This window comes from Maribacter sp. Hel_I_7, assembly GCF_000688315.1.
Taxonomy (GTDB): Bacteria; Bacteroidota; Bacteroidia; order Flavobacteriales; family Flavobacteriaceae; genus Maribacter; species Maribacter stanieri.
The window spans coordinates 557,380-583,033 of the sequence record NZ_JHZW01000003.1; the positions used below are offsets into that span (position 1 = coordinate 557,380).

At 33.0% G+C, this 25,654-nt stretch carries 24 protein-coding genes and 1 pseudogene; 14 read left to right on the plus strand and 11 right to left on the minus strand.

Translation table 11 applies throughout. The annotated features are described in order from the left end of the window. Window positions 1-7 precede the first annotated feature (7 nt). The 14 genes and pseudogenes from P178_RS0113975 to P178_RS22125 form a co-directional block, all read left to right on the plus strand. A complete protein-coding gene (locus tag P178_RS0113975; RefSeq protein ID WP_027066792.1) occupies window positions 8-424 on the plus strand; it encodes a hypothetical protein in 417 nt (138 codons plus the stop codon). Window positions 425-426: 2 nt separating this feature from the next. After that, a complete protein-coding gene (locus P178_RS0113980; protein ID WP_036146885.1) occupies window positions 427-1,131 on the plus strand; it encodes an RraA family protein in 705 nt (234 codons plus the stop codon). Window positions 1,132-1,168: 37 nt separating this feature from the next. Continuing rightward, complete coding sequence (locus tag P178_RS0113985) at window positions 1,169-2,614, plus strand: sugar porter family MFS transporter (RefSeq protein ID WP_027066794.1); 1,446 nt, start codon at window positions 1,169-1,171, stop codon at window positions 2,612-2,614. Between the two features lie 66 nt (window positions 2,615-2,680). Next, complete coding sequence (locus P178_RS22110; RefSeq protein ID WP_051638314.1) at window positions 2,681-3,109, plus strand: hypothetical protein; 429 nt, start codon at window positions 2,681-2,683, stop codon at window positions 3,107-3,109. A gap of 4 nt (window positions 3,110-3,113) precedes the next feature. Continuing rightward, the gene (locus P178_RS22115; protein WP_231500552.1) at window positions 3,114-3,914 is read left to right on the plus strand and encodes an SDR family NAD(P)-dependent oxidoreductase; all 801 of its coding nucleotides are present in this window, start codon (window positions 3,114-3,116) and stop codon (window positions 3,912-3,914) included. A 12-nt stretch (window positions 3,915-3,926) separates the two neighbouring features. Then, complete coding sequence (locus tag P178_RS0114000) at window positions 3,927-5,081, plus strand: extracellular solute-binding protein (protein ID WP_027066795.1); 1,155 nt, start codon at window positions 3,927-3,929, stop codon at window positions 5,079-5,081. After that, a complete protein-coding gene (locus tag P178_RS0114005; RefSeq protein WP_036146889.1) occupies window positions 5,078-5,845 on the plus strand; it encodes an enoyl-CoA hydratase/isomerase family protein in 768 nt (255 codons plus the stop codon). Before P178_RS0114000 ends, P178_RS0114005 begins: the two co-directional genes overlap by 4 nt. A 6-nt stretch (window positions 5,846-5,851) precedes the next feature. Continuing rightward, window positions 5,852-6,916 (plus strand): lactonase family protein, encoded by a 1,065-nt coding sequence (locus P178_RS0114010; RefSeq protein ID WP_027066797.1) that lies wholly within the window; start codon window positions 5,852-5,854, stop codon window positions 6,914-6,916. A 19-nt stretch (window positions 6,917-6,935) separates the two neighbouring features. Beyond that, window positions 6,936-8,093, plus strand: a complete 1,158-nt coding sequence (locus P178_RS22120; protein WP_051638316.1) for a CaiB/BaiF CoA transferase family protein — start codon at window positions 6,936-6,938, stop codon at window positions 8,091-8,093. 33 nt (window positions 8,094-8,126) lie between these two features. Continuing rightward, window positions 8,127-9,194 carry a mannonate dehydratase gene (locus tag P178_RS0114020; protein WP_027066798.1) on the plus strand — a complete coding sequence of 356 codons (1,068 nt, stop codon included), beginning with the start codon at window positions 8,127-8,129 and terminating at the stop codon, window positions 9,192-9,194. A 78-nt stretch (window positions 9,195-9,272) separates the two neighbouring features. Then, window positions 9,273-11,969, plus strand: a complete 2,697-nt coding sequence (locus P178_RS0114025) for a glycosyl hydrolase-related protein (protein WP_027066799.1) — start codon at window positions 9,273-9,275, stop codon at window positions 11,967-11,969. Between the two features lie 15 nt (window positions 11,970-11,984). Beyond that, window positions 11,985-13,376, plus strand: a complete 1,392-nt coding sequence (locus P178_RS0114030; RefSeq protein WP_027066800.1) for a glycoside hydrolase family 76 protein — start codon at window positions 11,985-11,987, stop codon at window positions 13,374-13,376. 12 nt (window positions 13,377-13,388) lie between these two features. After that, a complete protein-coding gene (locus P178_RS0114035; protein WP_155941649.1) occupies window positions 13,389-13,646 on the plus strand; it encodes a hypothetical protein in 258 nt (85 codons plus the stop codon). A 113-nt stretch (window positions 13,647-13,759) separates the two neighbouring features. Then, window positions 13,760-14,596 (plus strand): annotated as a pseudogene (locus P178_RS22125) (reverse transcriptase domain-containing protein); the annotation flags it as partial. A gap of 117 nt (window positions 14,597-14,713) precedes the next feature. On the opposite strand, the gene P178_RS0114045 reads toward P178_RS22125, so the two are convergent. The 11 genes from P178_RS0114045 to P178_RS0114095 all read right to left on the minus strand — a co-directional run bounded on the left by P178_RS0114045 (window position 14,714) and on the right by P178_RS0114095 (window position 24,964). Beyond that, window positions 14,714-16,474: an ATP-binding protein gene (locus tag P178_RS0114045; RefSeq protein ID WP_027066802.1), complete on the minus strand. Its 1,761-nt coding sequence runs from the start codon at window positions 16,472-16,474 to the stop codon at window positions 14,714-14,716. Continuing rightward, window positions 16,467-17,690, minus strand: coding sequence for an SIR2 family protein (locus P178_RS0114050; RefSeq protein ID WP_027066803.1), 1,224 nt, complete (start codon window positions 17,688-17,690; stop codon window positions 16,467-16,469). The genes P178_RS0114045 and P178_RS0114050 overlap by 8 nt, the downstream gene beginning before the upstream one ends. A 273-nt stretch (window positions 17,691-17,963) precedes the next feature. After that, window positions 17,964-18,944: a DUF4238 domain-containing protein gene (locus P178_RS0114055; protein WP_027066804.1), complete on the minus strand. Its 981-nt coding sequence runs from the start codon at window positions 18,942-18,944 to the stop codon at window positions 17,964-17,966. Between the two features lie 202 nt (window positions 18,945-19,146). Continuing rightward, window positions 19,147-19,989 (minus strand): hypothetical protein, encoded by an 843-nt coding sequence (locus tag P178_RS0114060; protein WP_155941650.1) that lies wholly within the window; start codon window positions 19,987-19,989, stop codon window positions 19,147-19,149. 232 nt (window positions 19,990-20,221) lie between these two features. Next, window positions 20,222-20,884 (minus strand): dual OB domain-containing protein, encoded by a 663-nt coding sequence (locus P178_RS0114065; protein WP_027066806.1) that lies wholly within the window; start codon window positions 20,882-20,884, stop codon window positions 20,222-20,224. After that, complete coding sequence (locus P178_RS0114070) at window positions 20,881-21,357, minus strand: DUF488 family protein (protein WP_036146893.1); 477 nt, start codon at window positions 21,355-21,357, stop codon at window positions 20,881-20,883. Before P178_RS0114070 ends, P178_RS0114065 begins: the two co-directional genes overlap by 4 nt. Then, a complete protein-coding gene (locus tag P178_RS0114075; protein WP_036146895.1) occupies window positions 21,357-21,911 on the minus strand; it encodes a DUF488 family protein in 555 nt (184 codons plus the stop codon). The genes P178_RS0114070 and P178_RS0114075 overlap by 1 nt, the downstream gene beginning before the upstream one ends. Window positions 21,912-22,052: 141 nt before the next feature. Next, complete coding sequence (locus P178_RS23585; RefSeq protein ID WP_410477213.1) at window positions 22,053-22,154, minus strand: hypothetical protein; 102 nt, start codon at window positions 22,152-22,154, stop codon at window positions 22,053-22,055. Window positions 22,155-22,448: 294 nt separating this feature from the next. Then, window positions 22,449-22,871, minus strand: coding sequence for a hypothetical protein (locus P178_RS0114085; RefSeq protein WP_027066809.1), 423 nt, complete (start codon window positions 22,869-22,871; stop codon window positions 22,449-22,451). Window positions 22,872-22,914: 43 nt separating this feature from the next. Then, complete coding sequence (locus P178_RS0114090; protein ID WP_027066810.1) at window positions 22,915-23,652, minus strand: hypothetical protein; 738 nt, start codon at window positions 23,650-23,652, stop codon at window positions 22,915-22,917. Then, a complete protein-coding gene (locus P178_RS0114095; protein WP_027066811.1) occupies window positions 23,645-24,964 on the minus strand; it encodes a tyrosine-type recombinase/integrase in 1,320 nt (439 codons plus the stop codon). Before P178_RS0114095 ends, P178_RS0114090 begins: the two co-directional genes overlap by 8 nt. Between the last annotated feature and the right edge of the window lie 690 nt (window positions 24,965-25,654).

A 25,654-nucleotide genomic window follows, 5' to 3' on the forward strand; every position in this document is an offset into this window, starting at 1 on the left:
TTGATTTATGGGACTCATTGAGAAAATTTCAAGTAATAGCTTAGGTTGTAGTAGCATATTGCATAAGGATGAATGGGGAGTTGTGAAAATCAATTATTCTGAAGATTATAACCTTTACAATAGCAAACATTTGTATGTAAATCAAAATTGCGGTCTGGCTATCACATTATTAAAAGGTCGGGCAATATTGGTGACGGAAAATCTAGATAGCGCATCTTGTTCTATAAGTACAGTAACGATGGCAACGGGGTCGTCATATTACATCAACGAAAATTTGGGCTACACAATTATTATGAATTATGGCTGTGAACTTTTTAGTGTTGAAAGTCCCGAAGAACAGCCTTTAAAAGTAGAAAAAAGAATGTTTACGAAAATTGAAATAGATTTTTTAAATAAAGCAGTTAACAAGGAATTTAATAAATAAATATGGAAGCAATTACGCCTATTTGGAAAAACGACGACGAACTTTTTAAAATAGCTAAAACAGAGCTATTTGTAGCATTGGTGGGTGATATTTTAGATACACTGGGTTTTCAACATCAATTTTTACCACCAAACATTAAACCGTTAAATTCAGATTTTGTTGTTATTGGTAGAGCTATGCCAGTATTAGAAGCAGACGTTTTTGAAGAGTCTGTTAAGAATACTAATAATCCTTTAATGAGTAAACCATTTGGCATTATGTTCGAAGCATTGGATAGCCTAAAAAAAGATGAAGTGTATATCTGCACAGGTTCTTCACCACGATATGCTTTATGGGGAGGTTTAATGAGCACAAGGGCAATGAAATTAAAAGCTGCGGGGGCTATAATGAATGGTTATTCAAGAGATACAAATGAGGTTTTAAATTTGAATTTTCCTACATTTTCTTTCGGAGGTTATGCCCAAGACCAAGGACCTAGAGGTAAAGTTATTGACTATAGAGTCCCTATAGAAATAAACGGAACAAGAATAAATCCAGGAGATATTATCTATGGTGATAGAGACGGTGTTTTAATAGTTCCAAAGGAAGTAGAAGTTGAAGCTTTTATAGGTGCGATAGAAAAAGCTAGAGGTGAACAATTAGTAAAGAAAGCTTTAGAAGAAGGTATGAGCACGGTAGACGCTTTCAAAAAGTTTGGAATAATGTAATCTTTTGTAACCATAATAACTAACTCAAAATTGTTATATGAAAACTAAAAAATCTAACTATTTGTTGGGAATAAGCTTTGTTTCTACCATTGGGGGCTTCCTTTTTGGTTATGATACAGCTGTAATATCTGGGTGTAACACTTTTTTAGAGCAACACTTTAACCTATCTGCGGCAGAGCTTGGGTGGCTAGTATCATCGGCGTTGTTAGGTACTATTTTAGGGTGCATTGTTGCAGGATCAATCACAGATAGATTAGGTAGAAAAAAAACATTGATATTAGCTGCTATTTGTTTAACAATATCTGCATTTGGCTCGATGTTGCCACCGCAATTTTTAGGGAATTTAGATGATGCATTTTGGATAACAGCAGATGCTGATTCATCATTTAACTTTTTAATAGTTGTCCGTATAATAGGAGGTATAGGAGTAGGTGTTACTTCAGTAGTTGCACCCATATATATTTCAGAGCTTTCTTTGCCTAAAAATCGAGGAAGAATGGTTTCAATGTACCAACTTTCCATAACGCTAGGAATTCTTTTAGCTTTTTTGATAGATTGGGTTGTTTTAACTAATGCAGGAAAAAGTGCCGGTGTCATTTCAAATGAATCTTATGGATTTTGGAATTGGTTGTTTGTAGATGAGCTATGGCGAGGTATGTTTGGTACTGAAATTCCAATTGCATTACTATTCTTAATATTACTTTTTATAGTACCAGAAACTCCAAGATGGTTAATAACTAAAGAACGATTTGATGAGGCAGAGGCCATAATGATTAAAATCAATGGTGAGGAATATGCACAAGCTCAAATGTTAGAAATACAAAAAATAGTAGCAGATGAAAGCAAAGGTTTTAAAGAGTTATTAAAACCATTTTTAAGAGTACCTCTTATAATTGGCGTTTTACTTCCAATGTTCTCTCATTTGAGCGGCATAGCAGCAATCATGTATTTCGCCCCAAATATTATTAATGAATCTGTTGAAAGTGTAGAAAGCTCTTTTCTAGGTGCAGTTTTAGTTGGTGTGGTGAATAGTGCTTTTACTTTTGTGGCAATTCTAAACATTGAAAAATTTGGAAGACGTAAACTATTGTTAATAGGTGTAATAGGAGCTTTTTTATCTTTAATGGGTGTAGGTATTTTATTTGCTATGGGGTCACAATATGTACTAATACCATTATTAATGTATGTAGCAAGTTTCGCATTCTCTTTCGGACCTATCGTTTGGGTAATTATCAGTGAAATTTTTCCAACTCGGATACGAGGTCTAGCAGTTTCTTTAGGTAGTTTCTCCTTAATGGTTACAGGGTTCATAATTACACTTACTAATCCTATTTTAATAGAAACGATTAACGTTTCAGGAACATTTTTTCTTTATGCTTCACTGACATTACCTGCAATTTGGTTCATCTGGAAAGTTGTACCTGAAACTAAAGGTAAGACCTTGGAAGAAATAGAAATGTACTGGCGAAAAATTAAAGGCTAAAATTAGAAATACGAATTGAAATCCGATAGATTTTAAAATTAAATACGGATTTAGGTTACACAGCTTATGGTTGAAAATTATAATATTAAGGAAAAAGGATATCACCCTTTTGTTATTAAAGAAGGATGGCAATTAGCAAAACTTAATTATACGAAAGAACAACATATTGATAATATAACGCAATTGGATGTTCATCTAGAAACTGATGAACTTTTTATACTCATTGCTGGAAAAGCAGTTTTGATTGCGGCTACGATTATTGATAACGAACCACATTTTGAAGTAGAAAAATTAATGTTGAACATTATCTATAATATACCAAAAGGAGTATGGCATAATATAGCCATGGAAGAAGGTAGCGAAATATTTATTGCAGAGAAGTCGAATACACATATTTCAGATTTTAAACATTTGGCATTATCCAATTCAAAGAAGGAAGAGTTACATAATCTAGTTAATACACAATTGAAATTGTCGATTGTAAATGAAAGATAATTTAATGAAGACAATAGATTTAAAAGGTAAAAGAGCTCTGGTAACTGGCGGGAGTGTGGGTATTGGTGCAGAAATTTGTAAACAGCTTGCCAGTTGTGGAGCAGATGTTTTTATAAACTATTTCAGTAATAAGGAAATTGCTGAGAAATTAGTTGAAAATATAGAACAAGAGTATGGTGTTAAAGCAGCTTGTGCTTTTGCCAATGTCGCAGATTCTAAACAAGTTGCTGATATGTTCAAAAGCATTGATAAAGTCTTTGGTGGCATAGACATTCTAATTAATAATGCAGGAAGCGAAAGTATTTCGCATGTATTGGATTTAGAGGAGGCAGAATGGGATAGGGTTTTGAATATTAATCTTAAAGGCCCTTTTCTATGCTCAAAACAGGCAGCTTTAAGAATGGAAAATAATGGAGGTGGCGTAATCATTAATATATCATCTATACATGATGTTGTACCTAGGAAAGGATTAATACATTATTGTTCAGCTAAGGCAGGTCTAAAAATGTTTTCAAAATGTTTATCTATTGAATTGGCAGATAAAAACATAAGGGTGGTTTCGATTGCGCCAGGTGCAATCGAAACTAATATGAATAGAGCGGAAATTAAAAAGTTTGGTAAAGAAAAATTTGAAAACTGGATTCCTCAAGGTCGATTAGGTGAAGTTTCTGATGTAGCAAATACTGTTGTTTTTATGGCAAGTGATTTAGCTAGCTATATTAATGGTACAGATATTTATATTGATGGAGCTTACATGAACAATACCATACAATATGATCCTAGACCTGAAAGAAAAAATAAATAATGTTACTATAGTATGTCTAAAATTATAACATTAAAAGGTATCGCTTGGGATCACCCCAGAGGGTATGAGCCTCTAAGGGCTACGTCAGATTCATTTAATAAAATGAATCCAGATGTTCTTATTGAATGGGATATTCGTTCATTAAAAGAATTTGGAGATATGCCTATAGAAGATCTTATAGAATCTTATGATTTAATTACTATTGATCATCCCTACATGGGGCAAGCGCATTCTAATAATTTGCTGTTACCTTTAGAAGAGTATATGCCAAAAGATACTTTAGCTACACTAAGAAATGAGTCGGTTGGGCCAAGTTTTGAATCTTATGAATTCAATGGTCATCAATATGCACTACCTGTAGATGCGGCAGCTCTAGTATCAGCCAATAGAAAGGATTTGATAGAGTCATTAAATCTAGACTTACCAAATTCAAGAAATGAGTTGCTTAATTTTTATAAGAAAGTTCCAAGTGCATACAAAGTAGCATGGGCATTATGTGCAACGGATCTTTGGTGTACTTTTTTAAGCTTATGCGCTCAGGATTCGAATGGTAATTTCATAAAAAACCAAAGTATAGATATCGTCATAGGTACTCAGGTATTAGATGAATTAAAAAGACATATAGAAAATTTACATCCTGAATCTTTGAATTGGAATCCTATTCAAATTTTAGATTACATGGGGGAAAATAATGAAATAATTTATTCTCCTTTCTTATTTGGATATACTAATTATTCGAGAGCTGACTACACCAAATATAGTATAGATTTTGGGAATAGTCCTAAAAATCCAGAGACGAATGTTTCGACTATTTTGGGCGGAGTGGGACTTGCAATTTCAGCACGCTGTAATAACAAAGAATTAGCTGTAGAATATATTTCCTATGTAGCCAAATCAGAAACTCAAAGCGGTGTGTATACTTTAAATGGCGGACAGCCTGGTAATTTAAAAGCTTGGAAAAATGAAGTAAACAATGTTTTGTGTAGTAATTTTTTCACAAATACTTTATATACAATGCAGCAAGCATATGTACGACCTCAACATATGGGATGGAATGGATTTCAAGAACAAGGGGCAGAGCTATTGCACAACGGTTTAATGAAAAACATCTCATCCTTAAAACTTATGAAGGAGCTAAATCACCTTTATCAATCTATAAAGAAATGAAAACCACCTATAAAAATATTAAGGTCACTATACATAATAATGTAGCAGTATTGAGCTTTAATCGTCCTGAACAATTAAATGCAATGAATCGTGACATGATGAATGAGATTATTGATGGTATTAATATTATTAATGAAGATGATTCTGTATTTGTTGCAATCATACGCGGTGAGGGTCGTGCTTTTATGGCTGGTGCAGATATAAAGGAGTATGGCGGTCAAACTCCAGAACAGTTTAAATCATTTCAAGATTGTGGCATTCAACTCTATAAAAGCATAGAAAAAGCAACTAAACCTTGGATAGCAGCGGTAAATGGATTTGCGTTAGGAGGAGGTTTTGAAATAGCACTTTCGTGTGATATGATATTGGCTAGTGAAAATGCAAAAATGGGTCTGCCAGAAGTGTTTTTAAGTTTAGTGCCTGGTGGTGGGGGTACACAACGTTTAATTCAAAAGATAGGATTAAACCGCGCTAAAGAGATGTTATTTTTTGGTAACCAATACGAAGCAGATAAATTATATAAATGGGGAATAGTCAATGAAATTTACATTCAAAATGAATTTGATGATGAAGTAATGAAGTTTGCAGAAAAACTAGCAAGACGATCTCCAAGCGCTGTAAAAGAATTAAAAAGATTGGCTCAGTTAAGTTTAGAGCCTGTTGCATTTGAAAAAAAATTGGCAGAAGAGGGAGTTGCGGTAACAAATTTATTTTATGGGGAAGAAGCCAAAGAAGCTATTCAGAAATTTATAGATAAAACTTAAAATATAATGAAGAACATTACATTTTTTATCGGTAGCTATACTGAGTATCCAATACCTGATTTTGGAGGTATTGGCCATGGTATTTATTCGGTTGAAATGAACACGGATACGGGAGAGTTGTCCGTCCGGCATACTATAAAAACTCGTAATCCGAGTTACTTGGCAATTAGCGATGATAATCGGTTTTTATATGCTGTATCTGAGTTGGATGAATCAAATTATCCAATGGTAAAAAGTTTTGCAATAAATACTGATTCTTCTCTTTCGTTTTTAAATGAACAACTAATTCCGGGAGGGTATCCATGTCATATTATATCACATGAAAAAAACGTCATTGTTGCCTGTTATGTTTCAGGGAATATAATTCAATATAGCACTACGGTAAATGGAGAATTGAATTACAATATGACTGAATTTAAACATCAAGGTTTAAGTGTAAATGCCGATAGACAAGAAGGCCCACACGCACATCAAGTTGTAGTTCATCCAAACGGAAAAGATGTTTTTGTTTGCGATTTAGGTACGGATATGATTAAAGCCTACCAGTTAGAAGAAAATGTATTAATTCCTAATCCAATTAAGGATTGTAAACTCCCGGAAGGAAGTGGGCCAAGACATTTAGTCTTTAATGTAAAAGGTGATTTAGCTTACGTAATCAATGAATTAACTGGTACAGTATCGGTTTTAAAATTTCACGAAGATTGGTTTAAAGAGGTTCATAGCTATACATCTTTACCGAAAGAGTATTTAGGAACTCCTAGTTCTTCTGCAATTAGAATACACCCAAATGGTAAATTTCTATATGTAGCAAATAGAAAGGTGGAAAGCATCACCGTTTTCAAAATTAATGATAGAAAATTAAAACTTGTTGACATTCAGTATACAAAAGGCGAAGAGTTAAGGGAGTTTAATATTACACCAGAAGGTAATTGGTTAATTGCATGTCATCAAAATTCTCATGACACAGTTATTTATGCGATAAAAAAAGATGGAAGATTATTGGAAATTAATAGAACCAAAGAAATTCTGTCTCCATCCTGTATAACATTAAAAAAAATGAATAAAAACTAAATCGATTTAGTTATAAGATATGATAGATAAAAATTTAGAACAAGGACCATTGTCCGGTTTAGTAGTTGCTGATTTTACACAGTTGGCACAGGGGCCATGGGCTACCCAAATGTTGGGTGATATGGGAGCCGATATTATTAAGATAGAACCTTTAAAAGGTGATTGGATGAGGCATTACGCTTACGGTAACCTATACCCAAACGGCGAAAGCATTTCATTTTTGAGTTTCAATAGAAACAAACGTAGTATAGCCTTAAATCTAAAAGACCCTGAAGGAATAGAAGTTGCTAAAAAAATTATTGCGAAGTCTGATATTCTTGTGGAAAATTTTCGTCCAGGTGTAATGGAAAGATTAGGTCTTGGATATGATGAAATTAAGGAAACAAACCCAAAACTTATCTATTGCTCCAGTTCTGGTTATGGTTCATCTGGGCCATATCTGCATAGGGCTGGTCAAGATTTATTGGCACAGTCAATTGCAGGTGGGGCTGCTTTAAATGGTAAAAAAGGAGAAATGCCGGTGGTAACCGCTGTAGGGCAAGCAGATTTGTTAACTAGTTTGTTCATTAATCAGTCAATATTGGCGGCTATCTTTTCAAGATCTAAATCAGGTAAAGGACAAAAAATAGAAGCAAATCTTTTGAACTCCGTAGTAGGTTTTCATATACAAGAAATCACTGCTTTTCTTCATAAAGGTGAAAACCCTGAACGTAGTGAAAGTGGTATTCCCAATCCCTGGTTAGGTGCGCCTTATGGACTCTATAATACAAGTAATGGGTATATAGCTATTGGAATGAATTCAGTTCAAAAATTGGCTCAAATTATTGGCTTGAAAAAATATGCAACTGATGCATATGTTTCCAATAATATTATTGAAAGTAGAGATGAAATAAGGTTTGATTTTGATGCCATATTTCGGACTAAATCAACTGAAGACTGGTTGACAATCCTTTTAGAACAAGATGTGTGGTGCTCACAGGTGAATTCATTTGATGACATGGTCAAAGATCCGCAGATTCAGCATAATGAGATGATTATTGAAATTGAACACCCAACCATTGGTAAAATAAAAACTACTGGTTTCCCTGTATGGTTTAGCGATACACCACAAAAAGTATATAAACCGGCACCATTGCTTAATGAACATGAAGATGAAATACTAAAGGAGTTTTTTTAAAAAGTTGACAGATAATATAATAAAAACAAAACAATGAAACTAGGATTTGGTTTATATAGGCACATGCTTAATACGTCACATTTTAACTTTGCAAAGCAATGTGGCGCGACCCATTTGGTGATTCACTTGGTGGATTATTTTGGACATAATAAAGATAAGGCCGATCAGCCCATTGGCGGCAAGCAAGGTTGGGGCAAGGCAGGAGACCCAGATAAATTGTGGTCTTACGAGGAATTGGTAAGCATAAAAAAAGAAATTAATGATCATGGATTAGAATTAGAGGCCATAGAAAATTTTGACCCTGCCCATTGGCATGATATTTTGCTCGACGGTCCTAAAAAAGAAGCGCAAATCGCCAATCTAAAAGAACTTATCAGAAATGTTGGTAAGGCGGGTATTCCTGTATTCGGTTATAATTTTTCGTTGGCAGGCGTGTCGTCACGTACGATTGCGCCGTATGCGCGTGGAGAAGCAATTTCTGTTGGTATGAATGGGGGTGATGATACACCTATACCTAATGGTATGGTTTGGAATATGATTTATGATGAAAATGCTCCTGAAGGAAGTTTGCCAAAAATAAATCATGAAGAACTTTGGAGCCGTCTTCAGTACTTTCTAAATGAGCTTTTGCCAGTAGCTGAAGAAGCTGGTGTAAAATTAGCAGCACATCCAGATGATCCACCAATGCCTTACGTTAGGGATACGCCAAGATTGGTTTATCAACCTGATATGTATCAAAAATTAATAGACCTGAAACTAAGTTCATCTAATAATCTAGAATTCTGTTTAGGTTCTATAGCAGAAATGACTGAAGGAGATGTTTATGAAGCAACTGATTCTTATAGTAAACAAGGAAAAATAAGTTATATACATTTTAGGAATATTGTAGGTAAAGTACCCAATTATAAAGAAGTCTTTGTAGATGAGGGAGATATAGATATGTTTAAGATCCTCAAAATTTTGAAGAAAAATGGTTTTGAAGGAGTTTTAATACCAGACCATACCCCACAAATGACTTGCGATGCTCCTTGGTATGCAGGTATGGCTTACGCTATGGGTTATATGAAAGCGGCATTGGCTTTACTTGATAAATCTTCATAATGTAGGATTTATACGCTGCAGTTTCAATAGCATATAAAAACATAAATAAAAATAAGTATTGATTATTAAACTTTAAAAATGAACAAACACATAAATAGACTAACAATTGTAGTTTGTTTTCTTTTAATAAACCAATTAAAAGGGCAAGAAACTTTTGATACTACACCCAAAACATATGATTTACTTAAAAGTTTGTCAAACTCTAAGTTAACTGATGGAAGAGTTTTATTGTTTACAACAACTCATGAAGATATTGCTTGGCTAAATGAACCTGAGATATGCAAAATAGATAGGGATAAATTATGGTTAACTCCATATATGGATCGGTTAAAATCAGAACCTGATTTTAAAATGGACATAGAGCAATCTTCTATCGTTATGGAGTACCTACATCGCCATCCAGAAGAAAAAGAAATATTTATATCTTTTTTAAAAGCTGGAAGAATTACGATAGGTGGAGCTTTTGTACAAACATATGAAGGTATGTATTCTGGGGAATCCTTAGCCCGCCAATTTTACTTTGGTAAAAAGTGGATGAAAGATAATCTAGATGGGTACAACTCCAATGTATACTTTAACAATGATGTTCCTTCACGTACATTACAAATGCCCCAATTAGCAAGTAAGGCAGGTGTAAATAATTTTGTATTTGCCAGACATATTAAGGGACTTTTTAATTGGGAATCTCCAGACGGTTCAAAAGTTGTATGCTATAGCCCGGGAAACCATTATATGGAATTTTATAATTTATTGGGTCAGCCAGATTCAATTGCTGTAAAAAGAATGGCTACTGATGCAATAGATTGGTATTCAGAATATAATGATAAGGTTACTGAGAATGGTGTTATGCCAGCAATGCTTAACTATGAGTTTATTTGGGATCAAAAACCAGTTTATAATCAAGTCCCTTTTACCAATATGTGGAATTCAATTTCACATATTACTGCAGAAGGCAAAAAACGAATAAAGGTAAACTTGCCCGAATTTGAGTACGCAACAGCAGCGAATTTTTTCAAAGAAGTTCTTAAAAAGACCACGGTAGAAAAAACAATTAAAGGTGAGCGTCCTAATACATGGGTCTATATTCATGGTGCTAGTCATCAAAAAGCGCTGAAAGCTAGCCGTGAAGGGGATATTTTAATGACTAAGGCAGAAAAATTTGCGACTGCAAATGCTTTAATAGATGATTCTTTTAAGAAATACCCAAATCAAGAATTATACAATGCATGGGAATCCAAAATTTACCCAGACCACGGTTGGGGTGGTAAAGGCGGAGATGTTACCGATAATTTATTTTTGCAAAAATTCCTTTTTGCAAAATCTGAAGCAGAAAAACTATTGGATGAATCCCTGAAATCAATTTCAGGAAAAATTTCTTTTGATAAAGAGAAAGGTAATCCAATTGTGGTTTTTAACAGCTTAAGTTGGGAACTGTCTGATCCGGTAAATTTTAAAATAAATTTTGAGCCAGGTGAGGTAAAGAATATTCAATTGATTACGGAAAAGGGCGATAGTGTACCCATTCAGTTATCAGAATCTAAATATTATCCTAATGGATACATTCAATCTGTAGATGTACATTTTGTTGCTGAAAATCTTCCTTCAATTGGGTATAGAACATATTACTTGAAATCATCGAATGAATTAGAAAAACGGACATATGAAAATAATACAGGCATTTTTGAAAATGTGTATTACAAAGTAAAGTTCGGAGACGGCGGTTTGGAAAGTATTTACGATAAGGCTTTGCAAAAAGAGTTGATTAATTCTAAAAGCTTTAAAGCAGGTGAAATTTTCTCAATGAACTCAGACGGTAACGGTGCTGGTGAGTTTGCTGAAGTTCAACAACCTGATGATAGTTTTTTTGATAGATTGGGTACAGGTAAAACAGAGTGGCAGTTAGTGGATAAAGGTCTTTTATATACTAGCTATAAAATGCGTCAGAAAATGAAGGAAGCTGTAGTTGAAATGAAAATTACATTCCATAACACTATAAAGAAAATAGATTTTGATGTTGACCTGCTAAACTGGGACGGGGTTATGTTTAGGGAATTTAGAATGGCAATGCCTTTAAATATTAACAATGGTGAAGTTACCTATGAAGTTCCCTTTGGGGCAGTAACCGTCGGGAAAGATGAATTGAAAGGTACTGGTGGAGAATTTTATAATACGCCGGTTAGAGAAATTCATCCAAGAGAAATTGAAAACTGGATATCTGCAAGTAACTCAGAATTTGGGGTAACATTGAGTTCTAGTGTTGTAACCGCTGATTGGATTAATCCTATAGATTCTTTAAGTACACAGACTATTTTACAACCCATACTGTTGGCTTCGCGTAAAAGCTGTCATTGGGAGGGTAATGATTATCATCAAACTGGGGATCATCATTTTAATTTTAGCATAACCTCACATTCTAGTGGATGGAAAAATGGACAAAGATTTGGTAAACAAGCAAATGAAAAACCAAATGTTGTGGTTTATCCAGAATCTTATAGTAAAACTTCATTACCTGAAAAGTTAAGTTTTTTTAGTGTAGATAAACAGAACGTAGTCATATCTACTGTGAAGAAGGCTGAAGATGATCAAGGTGTAATTATAAGGGCGTATGAGACAAATGGCGATGACGTACCTGTAATATTTTCCATATTCAAGCCTATAACAAAGTCATTTTCGACTAGTTTAATTGAAGAGCCCATTAAAGAGATTAATAATGATGGTCAAAATATTAAACTAAATATTAACCATTTTTCCATTGAGACTATAAAATTCCAATAAAATAAATTTTATAACATGAAAAGAAGAAAATTTATTTCTCTAACAAGTAAATCTGCAGTGGTAGTTACAGGAGTATCACCATTGTTATCATGGGCTTGTAATGAAAATAACCTTAGTGATTCTTTGTTAAAGGAGCAAGCATTACTCGCTTTTAAAAGATTTGAGGAAGTATGGGATTTTCAGGATTTCTGGAAGAGAGGTAATACGTTTGATGCTTGCTTAGTGTTTGTTGACGCTTTACAACAGCGTTGGCCAAATGATGAAAAGGTTATTGAAATTCAAGAAAAGGTTGGTGTCATGCTAGAAGCAAATCTCGACTTTTTTAATAGTTACGACCCAGGTACTTTATGGGCCGATGATTTTGGCTGGTGGGGACTTATGGCGCTTAATGCGAGAAAGCATTTATTTAAAATTGGAAATAATGTTCTTGCTGATAAATATTTAAAACTTTCAACTGATCTCTGTTGGGAATACAAAAAGAATACGGCCTATGATCATTCAGAAAATGGCAACCCCGTTTTACATGGTTGCAGAAATGGTGATGCCAATGGAGATAGTTTAGGGGTGAAAAATACGGTTACAAACGTGTTACTCTTTTTACTTTCTTCTCGTATTTACCGTTTATCATTGACCGAAAATATTGGTGATAATGAGAAGTATCTAGATATGGCCTACCAACAATGGGTCTGGTTTAATAAGTGGTTCGAGTTAGAAGAATACCAGTTTTTAAAACTATTATCTAGTTCAGGTGCATTGGTTCAAGAACGACCAATGGCATTTGTTGAGGGGTCCACATATCAAGAAAAAATACATCCACCATGGGCAGAAGGTTGGGTTTGGGCCGGAGATCAAGGAATGTTAGTAGCAGCTTTGACCGATATGTTAGCTATTAAATCTGAATTGGCTGAATATCTCATCTCTAGTGGAATAGATACAAGTTTTGATGTGCAAACTTATGAATCTAGATTACGAGACTTAATAAAGTTAATTGCTTTAGGTGTAAAAAATGCAATGGTATCTGATATTGATGGTATTATTCGTGAAGCTCCTTGCTATTCAAGTTTCGGACCTGAACATGGTAGAGATTATTTATCTGGTCGTGGAATTTTAATGCGTTATTTAGGAAGCAAAGAAGAAAGAGATTTACTAGATGTTGATTTATCTGAGAATATAGAAAAGACGGTAAATGCGATTTGGATTACACGAGATAAATCTACCAACCAAGTACAACCTGAGTTTACAAGTCTTGAAAATGATAAGGTATATGTTGAACAGTTTAGAGCATTATGGGGAATAGCAGATGATGTTCATAAATGGGATATTGATACTATGATTGAAAAAAATAAATATGGGGTTTGTCAGTCTGTAGGGCTAGATATGATAGGGGCCATGCTCAAACTAACATAAATATAATTAGTTATGAATTATTTTAAAGGAATATTGATGATATCCATAGCATTAATTCCAGTGGTAATAAAATCACAACGTGAGGTAAGCCCAATAGAAGGTAGTTGGGGTATTACCATAGATCATGATGGCAAAGAAGCTGCATCTTGGTTAGAAATAAAACCTTGGGGATTTACAAAAGTTGGTAGATTTTTACATACAGGAGGTTACCCAAGACCAATCTCAGTCATTAATGTAAAGGACGATAAATTTAATTTTACGATTCCATAGCTGTTGTTTCTTTCCAGGGCATAATAATTTGATTTTCATCTCAAATTATAACCTTAAAAGTGTAAACTATGTGACTTTAACTTTGTAAAGGATGTCCCTTGAACGTACCACAGCACTATAAACTACTTCAGCTTATTTATAACAAGGTTAAATGTCCGACCACCTTATGGTTGATCCGCAAATGGTTACGAGCGCCTATTTTAAAGAATGGGCAACTGTGTAAGCGCAGAAAAGGATTACCACAAGGCAGCCCATTAAGTCCGTTATTGTCCAACATTATGTTAGACCAATTGGACAAACATCTAAAAGTACGAGGGTTCAGGTTTATTCGCTATGCCGATGATTTCAGTATTTACACAAAATCAAAAGCAGCGGCACGAGCGATAGGGAATGAGGTTTATCTGTTTTTAAAGGAGAAACTGGATTTACCTGTCAACCGAGCAAAGAGCGGTATACGCAGACCTTCTACTTTCAAGGTTTTGGGTTATAGGTTTACGCCAGTCTATAAGAAAGGCGTAAAGGGGCATTATCAGTTAATAGTAAGTGAATCGGCTTGGCGAACACTCAAACGCAAGCTCAGGTACCTTACCAAGAAAACGCTACCATTGTCATTAGCAGAAAGGCTACAACGCTTAAAACTCATCTATAGAGGGTGGTTGAACAATTTCCGATTAGGAAATATAGAGACCAAACTTAAAAAGCTGGATGAATGGTTACGTAACCGACTACGCTACTGCATATGGCACGATTGGAAGAAACCAGAGCGCAAACGCAAGAACCTCATTGGGTTAGGCATAAAACAGGACCAAGCGTATGCTTGGAGTAGAACAAGAATGGGAGGCTGGGCAGTAGCTCAAAGCCCTATACTTAGAACTACTGTTACTGAAAAGCGCTTAAGAAAAAGAGGTTATGAAAGTATACTAACGTACTACCACGTTGTAAAGTTCTGATATAACGAACCGCCGTATACGAGACCCGTACGTACGGTGGTGTGAGGGGTGCACTCCGTCATTTGATGGCGGAGCCATCCACTCGATTAGGTTTTCGTACTTTTATATTCATATTGATTAGAATTCTGGAGTTGAAGAATCAGGCGTTATTATTGGTTTGTCAAATTTCATCATTAAAGGCATAGGGAAATCAACTCCCATTAATATAGCTTCTCCAGCACCTAGAACAGGTAAAAAATCTAAGGAACTTTTGTTAGCGGAAGAACTTGCATTAGCAATAGATTCTTTGTCAAAATGATTTATTAATCGGTGAACGATAAAAGTACCGACTTGACTTAATGTTCCTGTAGGTATATCTCTTGGCATTTGTGTAGCTAAACATAAAAACAAGCCAAATTTTCGACACTCTTTAGCTATTGAATCAAATGCGTTCAGTTTAGTAAGTTCAAAATATTCATCTTTTACTTCTTTATTAAGATATTGATGAGCCTCATCTACAAATAAAACGATTGGTGATTTTTTGAAAACACCTTTTCTTGAAATTTCTAAAAGATATTTACCGATTGCGTTTGCTAGTATTTCTCTAGCTTGAAAGTCATAACCGACATCTTCAAATCCAATTCGTAAAAGTTTTTTATCACTTTGAATAAAATTATTTAATTGTATTATTAATTCATTATCATCAGATTTCAATTTATCAAAACCAAAAATTGAAATAAATTGAGGATTATGAGTAAGGTTATTAATTCTCAATATTAAACTGATACAATTATTTAGATGTATATCAAATTTTGCACCCCATTTATTAGAATTATCCCAATCAACATCTCTTACACATTCATTAACTATTTGATTTGCCAGTAAATTAATATTAAAATCAGAAGAAATACTTTCTATTTCGGAGATAAATTTATTGTAGACTTTATTGAATGGAAGCATTAACTGTTTCTCTTTAAAAATACAAGAGCGCTTTAGTATTATATTCTCTCTACGATTATTAGCAATTTTTATGGAATAAGTCTCATTATCTATCTTTTGAATAAAATCATCATCAATATTTTCTTCAAGAACCTTTAGTACTTTAAGTGATTTTATAGCTTCCATAAGTTTTGGAGCTTGAACTTGACCAGAAGGTCTTAGTAAAACAAATAAATCACCTATTGTAAGATTTGAATAATGAAGAAATGATTTAGATGATAAAATTGAGGCTTTTTCTGAATATTCTTTTTCGTCATGTTTATGATATTCTCCAGTAGCATCTATTAATACAGCTTTATTTTTATTAAAAACTAAACCTTCAATGAGTTTACTAACTGTATAGCTTTTACCACCTCCAGTAGTTCCAACAACTGCACAATGACGACTAAATATAGCTTGTTGTGATAATTCAATTTTAGCAGATTTGTCATATGTCAGACATCCTACATTAATTAAAGGTGCGTTATTTTTCTGTTCTTCTTTTAAACCAAATCCTTTAAAATACTGTTTTATAAACTCTGTAGGGCATACAAACACTTTTGCTCCAATTGTAGGTAGAGAATTTAATCCTTTTTCGATTTTGCTAGGTTCAAATAAATCAAAAGATAGTAATATTTCAATCTTTCCAGTTGGATGGAAATCATTATTATTAAATGACCTTTCGCTTAGACCTAATCTTTCTTTTTCTGGAAGAGATAATTCTAATATTTTACCTAAAAAACCATACTGGTGACCTTCAATGACAACAAAGTTTCCTACTAAGCCTCCATTTAATTGCTCTCCTTTATGAATAAATGATTTTAATAATACACTTGAAGGAAAATGAACATTAATATATTGAGGAGTTACATTATTAATATATCCTAAGAAATAATTATGGTCAAATGGATTTCTAATCATCTCCACTATTATTTAAATTGACTACTATTTTATCATTATTGTCTTGATTATATGTCTTTAAGTCAGGGTAATAGTTAGAGAAATTAGAAAACAATTCATCAATAAGTACAATACTTGAATTTTCTTGAGCAATTCTATAAAGTTCTTTGTTGAAATTACCAGCTTGACTTATTCCTTTATTAACAACCATTAATTGAAAACTAGGGTTTTGTTCAAGAGCTTCTTGAATAGCTGTTACTATATGTTTATCATTGAAACTAAAACCAATACAAATTAGTAAAACATTATCCTTTCGTAAATTTTGTTGAAGCCTAGACATCATCTCAAAAAAAGGTTGTTCATAAGAACTCTCATATTTACTTTCTTTCGGATAAATCATTAAAGCTTTGTTAACCTTTTCTGATTGTTTAATACTTCCGTTTTCTAATCTTTCCCAATCTACGGAACCGTGTGGTTTATATAAATGAAATACTTTACTTACAAAGTTGTCTTCTTCTTTTACTCTGCTATTATCCCTTTGGACAATGTCATAATTAAAATTTCTACCACTAAATATTCTTGGAAAAGAGAATGAAAATCCATCAATCATAGTAAAATTCCCTTGTATTCCAGCTTGCTCAAAAAGGGTATCATAATTTAAAGTGAAAACTTTAGCTCTTGGCAAAGTTACTTTTCGTTTAGTAATTTTCTCTAGTAATTCCTTGTGGGGAGAATTATTTGGTAAATCTAATTCACATTTAGATTTTATTAAGGATTCTATCTGTTTAATTAGTTCGGTTATATCAATTTTTCCTTCAGGGTCTTTTACATATTCTTTTGCTGAATTTGCAAAAGAAAGTAGTTTCTCCAAGTTTTTTACATAATTATCATCTTTCTTATCTGTATAATGTACTAATTCACATAATTTATGTAAAACTTCTTCACTCACTAATTCCACAGTATCATCCCATAAATCAGTAAGTAATCTACCTTTTTTTTCGCCTTTACCTATACCTACAGATGAACCAGCTCCTGTTAGTATAAGGAGATTTTCAAATTGAAAGTTTAGAAATTTCTTGTATTTATTACGTTTTGTTTTGAGAGCAAATTCCAATTTACCTTTATCATTAGTATTCTCAAACTCATGTTTTTTCCCGTCAATATATACATTAGAGACAATTTCATTATCGTATTCAATTGAAACTTTATTATTTCCGTTAATGTATATGTCTTCCATAATTTTGAATCTATTAATTTAGATTTGTTGCGTTAAGTTCTTGATTACGCAATGATTTTTTTGTATGAAACCTAACGTTTGAGCTATGAACAGTACGGGAGCAAATTAGCGTTTACTTTCCGCCACGCACATAGCAAAATCTTTTTGTTTTGTTTTTTTCTTTGTCCGCTAAAAAGCAAAATCCAAAAGATTTTGCGGACATCATAAAAATACACAAACCTTTTGATTAAGCCCGAAGCCCGTATTGTTTATAGGTTGTGTTGTACACAGGGCTTATTTTCCATTCACTAAGGTTTTCGGACGTTTCATTAATATTTCTTTCCCGTCATTATCGGATTTTAATAATTCAATTAAAGTGAAATTATTAGAATACGAATACACTTGTTGATTTGCCCAAATGTATTGATGACAATTATAAGCTCTAATTTCTTTTTCGTTAAGTAATTCAAACGTGTTCTCTTCTTTCTGCTTTTCAGGAAAATGATTAGTATCCCACATTGTCATTATTATTGACTTGCTAATAGGGAAAATAATTTCAGTTCCCTCCATTCCAAAACCATCATAATAATTCGGTTTATTTTTAATGTGGGGTTTTATAATTATTGGATTATCTGAAGTGTAGAACTCTAAGCTATTACTTTTGTAAAATACCCAATGCTTATCTAGAATTTGGGAGGCAAAGTCTGAAACAAACTCCTGATTAGCATATAGTTTGGAATGTAGTATTGTGTCATAATCTTTATCATACTCAATTGAGCTTTCGTCATTATCTAATTCGGGATTCATATTGGTAATACCTGATTTGATAATGTCAATGCATTCTAATAGAGCTTTTTCATATGTTTCCGATGTGTCATTTTTAACATTAGGCATTCTAAGATGCTGTATTCCTATCAATTGCGCAAATACCTCTTTTTCATTTTGAGTTAATATTTCTTCGTTTTCTTGAGTGTTTTTCCAAGAGTCGGCTTGTACTATTATTTTATTTAAAATTTTGGCGTATAAACTCTCTATGTGCTCAGCAAAAAAAGCTTTTTCAAAATATTTGCTACCATAAGGAATGTTCAATTTTTCAGATAAATATTTTTTCGGTATTTCATACAAATAAGGGGAATAAGCAATACTGTCTAATGAGTTGGTAAAAGACTTATGCGCTTTTTTGTCGTATATGTGGACATATTTTCCATTAGGCGAAAAATTTATCAGGTAACATTCAGGTACGAAATGTTGTTTTATATGAGTTTCTTTATTCATTTCTTGCCTTGTGTACAACGGTGCGGCTAAGCGTAGTGCGGAGGCAAGGAAACTTTTCGTTTCCGTCTGCCGACGTAGCTAAAGCTTATTGTTTAGTTTTATTTTTTACTGTCCAAAGCTAAATCCATAAGATTTAGCGACTTCATAAATATACACAGACCATTCGAGTTTGCCCTAAAGTCCGCATTACGTTTAGGTATTGTTAGCTGCTGGTTTCTTTACTCCCATTTTTACTATTGAACTTTCTTTCAAGTTCATCGGACAGAGCAATATTTTTTTCAATATCTAATTCCAATTGACTCTTTTTTCGGTAATCTAAAGGAGATAGTCCTGTATTAGTTGGTAGTTGAAACATGTTTACAGTTAGGTTAGTTTTTTTACTTAGATTAAAATCTCGAAACCTTGTAATATCATTTAGAAAATTTATTTGACCAGAAAAATCTATCGTCAAAACAGCACCGTATGGAGGAAAAGCTATTTCTGAACATTTGATATGTGTCCCTAAAGCTGTATCTACTTTAGCTACATGGCTTATGTATCTTAATTTCTCCGCTTTTGTTAAATATGTGAAAACTCTAAATTTATCGGATAATTTTTGAGATTCTGGGTTTGCTACAAAATCCGACAATTCCGGATAGGTTTCAAGATACCAATCGCCATTAATTGCGAGAAACATTGAAATAATATGCTTCAATATTTTAAGGGGTTCTACTTCTTTAATCAAGTATTTATGAGGACAGAATTCTGTATTCTTCAAAATTTCAAATCCACCTTGTACCCATCTCTTATATGCTGGTACGTAGTTCGCTCCAAGAAAACTATTACATTCTTTGCAAAACGAGTTATATCCAATACCACCCTGTTTGATTTTACCTTTCGGTTTTTCTTTTAAAGGGTTTTTAATCTTTATATAGTCTTCAAAATCAACAGAAGTATATTTGGTATTCTTGTTAAATGTGGTTCTTGGTGGAACATGCTCAAATGATAAATCAGTATTCTGACCGCATAAATGGCAAATCCCTTTTATCATTTTGTGTCTTCCCAATTCTAAATGTTTTTCGAACTTGCAGCTAACGGTCTTGTATATGGCTCGTAGCGTGAAAATTAGAATTGTCTATTCGGTTAAGCACGAGCCGAATTTTTTAATTTTTCTTATTATCTTTTTTTCTCAATAAGCCAAATTAAAAAATTTGGCGGACTCGCAAATATGCCTTAACTTTGAATTAAGCAACTACTTAGCTATGAGCTATATACGTTGTTAGGGTGCGTTTTTTTCGCTAAAATGGTAAGTCATCCGTTTCATCAGAGTTCTTTCCTAAATCGTACCAACCAGAAAGTTGAAGCCAACATTTCTGATTTTCATTTTCATTAAAAGCAATCCATCTTGCAAGTGAAACTCTAATCAAAGTTCCTGCTGGAATTAGGTCAACTGGTTCTTGAAAACCTTTAAATTTAAGACTTCTCCAACCTTCAGATTGAGGGTATTGATAACGAACTCCATTATAGTCTCTACGCCTTAAATCTCTATCACTTATCCAAAATCCTACGCTGTGATTTGGAATTCCACCATTTCTGTCGATATAACCACTACCACCTTGTGTCCATTGAATTAAATTGTCGAACAAATTATCAGGATGTCCTTCCCAAATTGGAATTTCGCGTTTTCGGATGAAGTCTTTTACGGTAATTGAATCTTTTAAACGTCCTTTACTAACTCTATTAGAAACAAGAATATCCTCAATATGTGGTGCCACATTATTTGGTCTTTCACTAAATTCAATTTCCCAAGCTTGTTTGGGATTCAAATCTGTATCTTCTGGTTGGTTTTCTTCGTTTTCAGTTAATAACCGAACATAGCGACCACCTAAAGTCAGTCCGCCAATGCAACATTGTCCATTATTCATATGGGTTTTCGAAAGTATAATAACAACCTCTTTCATAAATGAGTAATGTTATATCCTAAACTCTCTAACTTGTCTGTTACAAGCGAACGATGGCAAGCTTGTGGCTTTTCTTCTACGCAAAATAAAACAACTCGATTGGCATTAATTTCTTCGAGTTTTTCTATAAAATAGTCGAAATCGTAGTTACTTAATATTCTGTTTTTGTAAGCTATTTTAAAAACTTTACCTAATTCGTTTCTGTCTCTTTTTAGTTCTCCTTGTTGTGCATCAGCTTCTTTTTGCAAATCACGAATTTCAGATGTTGGTGCAAGGTCTAAAATATGACCGTATTGAATACCTAAATCTTGTAATTTGGATTGAAGTCTTTGACTATTAACAAACGAATATTTTGCACCACGAACACCTCTCCTTTGCCTAATATCGCAAAAAGTGTCAATATTATTTTTTGTTAACTTATCAAAATATTGTTGTTCTGTCGAGTTGTAAACTCCGATTGTATAAAATTCCATTATTGGTATTCTTTTCTTGATGTAAAGTCAAGTTCATTGCCAAACAAATCGACAGTTCCTTTTCCTTTGGTTAATTCATTCATTACTGTTTGTTGAGATTTTACTCTCTTTGAAGAAACAATATGTTTGATTGATATATTTTGCTTTAACAATTCTTGACCAATAAGTTTACTTCTATGACATTCCTCTGGTTTTGACTCACTACACATTATTGCAAGGTTTACCTTTTTTTCGTTTGCAGTAGTTAGCCTATTTAAGCCTTGCTTAAAAAAGTCTTTTTCTTTGATTAAATCGTAAACTACTTTTCCATTATAGTCATAACAACTTCTGTCACTTGGAAGTCCTCCTAAAGTTTCTCCAACGAAAACATATTTTATATTGTTTTTATTAAGCTCAATTTCAAGTTGAGCTTGATTGAATTGAGGATTCCATTTAGAGTAAGGTTTTGACCTAATATCAAGCAAGTAGCCAATTCCAAAAGACTGTAATTCCAAGATAAAGGATTGTATTTCCTTATTCCCGTGTCCGATTGAATATATTGTTGACGTGTTCATCTTACAAATTTACGAAATTTCATTTTTTGTTCAGGTGTTTCTTCAAAATGCACCCTAACAATAGTATATATAACATTAATGTTATATATACCTCCAATATAGGATATATATAACATATGTTATATACATCTTTTATAAATTCTAGGAGTCAAGAGGATTTTTTATTTTTTTGAAAGTTGTAGTGGCAACATGTTTATAAATTTCAGTTGTCCTGCTCGAACTATGATCTAATAAAACCTGAATTTGTCTTAAATCAACACCTGCCTCTAATAGATGGGTAGCAAAACTATGTCTTTACATAAGTGAAGTTACAGGAATCTTAATACCTCCTTTTATAGCGGCATTAAGTACAAATTTCCCAATGCTTTGACCTGAATATTGATTGCCGTATAAACCTTCAACAATATTTTACTGGTTTATATTGTTCAGTAAATCTTTCAACAATGAATTGTAATCTGAAAAATTAGCAATTTGGTTTGTCGATTTACTTTTTCTAAGATGTCATGGAATTGCGAGGTGTTATCTGTTAACAGAATCTTACATATGAATTATATTTCCGGTTATCATATCGTAGTATGCAGGTCTCCCATGAATATCCCTATTCATATTTTTAACTATATGATAACGTGATTTTAAAAAAACTTTTAAGTCATCAATATCTTTTTTAGTAGCAGGTTTGTGAGCATAAGGGGTTACAAAATCTTTTGCCATATCTACAAAAGCAGCTCCTGCGGCAGCATTTCCAATTCCTGCAAGAGACATTTTTTCATGTAAGCTTGGCTTTTGTGCTAAAACAGGTTTCTCATCTATAGAGTTTACAGCAGGCACCTTCAATTCTTTAATGTGTTGGTTGTTTTTCCAGTTTAAACTGCGGCAAGAGTTGCTACAGAACTTTTGCGCTCCTCTTCTTTTTGGAAGATAGTCACCACCACAATATTTGCAGATTTCAGCTTTTATCATAATTATGCGTAAATTAAACGTTTAATTTACGCATAATTTTCTGTTATACTTTTAAATCAATATTGAAAATACGTTTTAATAGAATCGTTTCTGCCTCAGAATCAGAAATAAGAGGTAGTTTTTTATTTTTGCTGCGCTGTGTTTTCTTATTTGTAGAAGTGGGAAGGTTTTCATGCAGCTCTTCTTGTAAATTTGAAACTCCAGGTATTACATTTTGTGTATCCCTAATATAAAAAAGCTTGGATACATGAGGGAAAGATGACGCTAACGATTTTCCGATATTAAAATTACCTTTAGGCAAAGATTGCATATCGGGATAAAACTGTTTTAGAATAGTTTCAAAATGTGACTTGTGAAAATTATATTGGAGTTTAAACAAACCTAGAATAGTGTCCTCTTGAGGAAGTACTTGGGTTATATTTTTATTCAGCCAATTTGTAATAAAATATAAGCACTCAGCCTGCTCGTAATATAATTCTAGAATGTAATTAAATTCCTGTGTATTGGAATTTGCTTTTGCATTTAATAATTGACGTGTACTTTTTTTTAATGTGCTGTCTTTAAGTATTATCATGCTATTGTCCCTACCTGTTTCGTAGCGTGTAGGTCCCTTGTAATAATCTATCACTAATATTTTATTACGAAGTTTTTCGAATTCTATTTCATTATGGTTTTCTAAGAATTCATTTGAAACTTCATCATCGGGGATGAAAAATAATAATTCTTCCCACAGCTTTGAGATCAGGTTCTTGTACAATTGTTCCAAAGACATATTATCCATGTACATTCTTTAACATTGTTGAGTAATCTTCGGGAAGTTCGGCATCTATATCTCTTAAATATTTTTCTAAGGCCGTCATGGAAGAATGGCCTGTGATCAACATCAACTTACTTTTAGCCTCAAAAGGGGAGGAGTCCTTCATTAAAGCTCTATAAACCTTTGTAATGTAGGTGTGTCTAAAACTATATAGCCCATAATCTCTTCCTAATTTAAAATGCTCCTTAACGACTTTTCTAAAACGTTTGCTGAAATAGTCTCTCCTATTTCGAATTTCGGTGTTCCATTCGCTTCCAATTTTGTCCGGTGTAAATAGTATAGCTTCTTTATCCAGTTTCGTAAGGTCCGGCAAATCCATCCACAATAGCTCTGGTATTATTTTGGTTTTTAAAGGGCTGTTCTTTGCTTTAAATTGTACTCTTTTGTTCTCGATATCAATATCCTTTACTTTTAATCGGCAGACTTCTATAGGGCGTAAAAAATTATAGGAGATAAATTTAATATAGAGTAATAAAATTGGATCATTGATTTTTAAATACTCAAAAATCTCTTCTTGGGTATGTTGAGCATATGTCTTATTCCGTTCTGGTGTAGATTTTAATTTAGGTATTTTCTTTAAAAAATTATTGTGAATAATTTCATTGTCTACCAATACTTGAATAATGCTGCTTAGATCACTTTTGTAATTGTTTCTAGTACGAGCACTGTTTTTATTCAGGACGTAATTTAGAAAAGAGGTGACAACTTTCTTATTAAGCTCGTTAATATATTTTATTTCTGGTTGATTTGCCGAAAGCCATTCTTGAAGGTTTCTTAATTTACTTTCATAATCTCTTTTGGTAGTTTGGCTTATTACTTTTTCTTTTAGCTTAATTCCGAATTCAAAAGCTTCTTTAACGGTCATTGATGTTTTCTCCGGTAGTGGTGTGGATTTCTCTAAATTCTTATTGGTTAGATCAGCAGGAACTGCAACACTGTTTTTGCGATGTAAACTTTTGTGTAATTCTAAGTTATCTGAATACGGATTGTAACCCTTTTTTAATAACCGTAATAATACTTTTCTATAAATGACCAATACCGACATTCTATCTTCTTTGGTCTTATATTTATTTGCGTTTCCATAAAAAGGAGTCTGGCGCATCAATTTTCCATTATCAGGATGCCGAAAAGAAAAATAAATATACCAACGTTTCGTTAAATCGCCTTTGGCTGAGTATATTTTAGGTGAGGAAAAGTTTGGTTTTAGAGACAAATCGTATGCACTTTCGTATTCATTTTCGTATTCGAAGGTAATTAACTCCTTAAAATTAGGCATAAAAAAACGGTTTAGAGAAAACTAAACCGCTGTTTTTAAAGATTTTAATCTTAGTAGCGAGAGGGGGCACGATCCCCCGACCTCCGGGTTATGAATTGTCCAAAATCCCTTATTTTACTACTATTTCAAGACTTTTTGTATAAAATCGTATTCGGTAGCGTATACGCTGATTAAACAAATTATTTACTCAAAAATAACAAAAAGTAGGAGGTAAGAAAACCATTAATAATAATTGTTTATTCTGAGAATACATATTGTGTTGAATTTATAAATTTTCTTTTAGATGTATAAGTTTTTTATTGGTTCAAAATCAAAATTGTTATCCATATGGAGTCATTCTAGCAATCTTTTATCTCAGATAACTGGCAATTTTTAATACATACATCATATTTAATATAACACGCATAGTGATTTCTATAATTAAGAGTAAAGTAAATTGTGTTATGCTTAGAGTTACACTATTATAAATAAGGATTTAATGAAAATATAGTTGTTATTATATATTTATATTAATAATTAAGAAAATTTTAATTAAATTCATCACAGTTTCTTTTTACATTTTAGTATTGTATTTCAATTAGTTTTAACTGTTGTGTAATTTTACTTGCATAATAGTTACTGGTTTGGATGCGCTTTTATGGTACAAATATTTAAATAGAATTCTTCGGTATTGTATTTAAATGTTTCTAC